The 2,287-nt window shown below is 45.7% G+C and carries 3 protein-coding genes; 1 reads left to right on the forward strand and 2 read right to left on the reverse strand.

Going from position 1 to position 2,287, the window contains the following annotated elements:
* The first annotated feature begins 60 nt into the window (after positions 1–60).
* Positions 61–864 (forward strand): enoyl-CoA hydratase/isomerase family protein, encoded by an 804-nt coding sequence (locus B7Y67_RS15670; protein WP_293599433.1) that lies wholly within the window; start codon positions 61–63, stop codon positions 862–864.
* A 27-nt stretch (positions 865–891) separates the two neighbouring features.
* Here B7Y67_RS15670 and hemW read toward each other — a convergent pair whose 3' ends face one another.
* The gene (gene hemW / locus B7Y67_RS15675; RefSeq protein ID WP_293599434.1) at positions 892–2,124 is read right to left on the reverse strand and encodes a radical SAM family heme chaperone HemW; all 1,233 of its coding nucleotides are present in this window, start codon (positions 2,122–2,124) and stop codon (positions 892–894) included.
* On the reverse strand, positions 2,090–2,287 hold a 198-nt coding region (locus B7Y67_RS15680), incomplete at its 5' end, for a non-canonical purine NTP pyrophosphatase (RefSeq protein WP_293599435.1). The genes B7Y67_RS15680 and hemW, both read right to left, overlap by 35 nt.

Below are 2,287 nucleotides of genomic sequence, written 5' to 3' on the forward strand. Positions count from 1 at the left end.
ATAAAACAAATAGAGAGACCTTGTTGTGCACCTACTTACTAGGCTTCATTGATCAATTTCATGGCTAATACCGAAGCTTCCAAAACGCCGTCACTTGCCGAAGTTCATTTAGAGCTTCGTAATGGTATGGCATTGATTACCTTTGATCATGAAGCTGCGCGAAATGCCATGACTGCCCAGATGTATCAAAGCTTAAAGAGCATTTGCCAAGATTTGGCTAAGAACTCCTCGGTACGAGTTGCCATTCTGCGCGGCGCCGGTGGTAAATCTTTTGTATCTGGCAGTGACATTGCCCAGTTTTCTACTTTTCAGGATGGTGAGGACGGCATTCAGTATGAAGAGGAAATTGATGGCTACCTTGCTCCATTAGCCATGTTGCCTATCCCCACCATCGCTGTCATTGATGGCATGGCAGTAGGTGGTGGACTTGCTATTGCGAGTTGCTGTGACTTTCGTATCTCTACGCCAGATGCGCGCTTTGGAGTCCCTATTGCCAAAACCTTAGGTAATTGTTTATCCGCTGCTAATGTTGCTTGGCTTGTTGCGCACCTTGATGTGAATATTGTCAAACGCATGTTGCTATTAGCTGAGCTCGTGACTGCACCAGAATTACTACAGAAGGGCTATCTATTGGCTACTTATCCTGCTGAAGAACTTGAGCATGAAGCAAATCAGTTGGCAGAGCGTTTAATGAAGTTAGCGCCCATCACACAAAAATCTACTAAGCAAACTCTAACAAGAATAATGAAGAACAACTTGCCGGATTGCAGCGATTTGATTCGGGAGTGCTATGGCAGTGAGGACTTTAAGAATGGGGTTGCTGCATTTTTGGATGGGAAGCCACCCGTCTGGACAGGAAAGTAATTCAATTCCTATATCTGTAGATAGTTCTTACAAAAACATCTCTTGTAAATTATTCAGATAACGCAAACCCTGTTCGGTAGCCTTAAGCTTGCTGGGATTTGAATCTAATAAACCTTTTTTGCAGGCCTCATCCAATCCTTTTGAAACTACATTTAGTGGCAAGCCTGTGCGCTCGCTAAAGGTGATGGTATCTACACCATCAGTGAGGCGCAATGTATTGAGCATGAATTCAAAAGGAAGATCTTTACTTGGAATCTCCCTAGCTTCAATCAAGGCATTGCCTTTGCTTTCCATTGCTTGCATGTAAGTCTCGGGGTGGCGCTCGCGCACTTGTCGGGTAATTTTGTCTGGGAAGGAGATCTTGCCATGGGCTCCCGCACCGATTCCGATGTAATCACCAAAGCGCCAGTAATTAAGATTGTGTTTGCACTCTTGATCTTTCTTGGCGTAGGCAGAGACCTCGTACCGTCTATAGCCAGCCGCTTCAAGAAGAGCTAAATTCTGCTCAAAGATCGCATCAATCTGATCTTCATTGGGTAGCTTTGGTGGGAAATTGGCAAAGTAGGTATTGGGCTCAAGCGTTAAGTTATAGAAAGATAGGTGCGGAGTCTTAAAGGAGAGCGCAGTTTCAATATCTGCTTTAGCAGCTTCCAGGGTTTGATTAGGTAAGCCGTACATCAGATCTAAATTGACCGACTTGAAGTGCTGCAAGGCAATCTCAATCGCGCGCTTGGCTTCTTCGCCATTATGAATACGTCCCAAGGCTTTTAACTGCTCATCCTGAAAACTCTGAATGCCTAAAGAGACGCGATTGATTCCCGCCCTAGCAAAGCCTGCAAACTTATCAGTCTCCACTGAGCCTGGGTTGGCTTCCATAGTGATCTCGCAATCGGGCTCTAGGTTTACCCGTGCCCGAATGGCAGAGAGCAATCCATTCATACCATCAGCAGATAACAAGCTAGGTGTACCTCCACCAATAAAGATGCTGTGGACTTGACGACCCCAGATGCGAGGTAGCTCTGTTTCGAGATCGGTAATGAGCGCTTTGATGTAACGTGCTTCATCAAAGCCTTGAGATATTTTTTCGCTTGACGTATTCACCACATCTTTAATTTGATGTGAATTGAAGTCGCAATAAGGACACTTCTTTTCGCACCACGGAAAATGAATGTACAAAGACAGCGGGGGTAGGGCGGTGAGTTTTGGCGTAGTGGCCAAAACGGGATTAAGCGTGTTCAGCACGGCTTTGAAGTTTTGCAATGAGTTCGCGTAATGCTTGGCCACGGTGGCTAATGAGATTCTTCTCTGAAGATTCTAGTTCTGCGGCAGTGATGCCGAGCTCAGGCAAAAGGAAGTGCGGGTCGTAACCAAATCCATAACTTCCCTTGGCCTCATCAATCATTTGCCCATACCAGCGGGTTTG

This window comes from Polynucleobacter sp. 35-46-11, assembly GCF_002281105.1.

Excerpts from the sequence above, each read along its gene's own strand:
- B7Y67_RS15670 (WP_293599433.1), top strand. The coding sequence starts at position 61 with ATGGCTAATACCGAAGCTTCCAAAACGCCGTCACTTGCCGAAGTTCAT.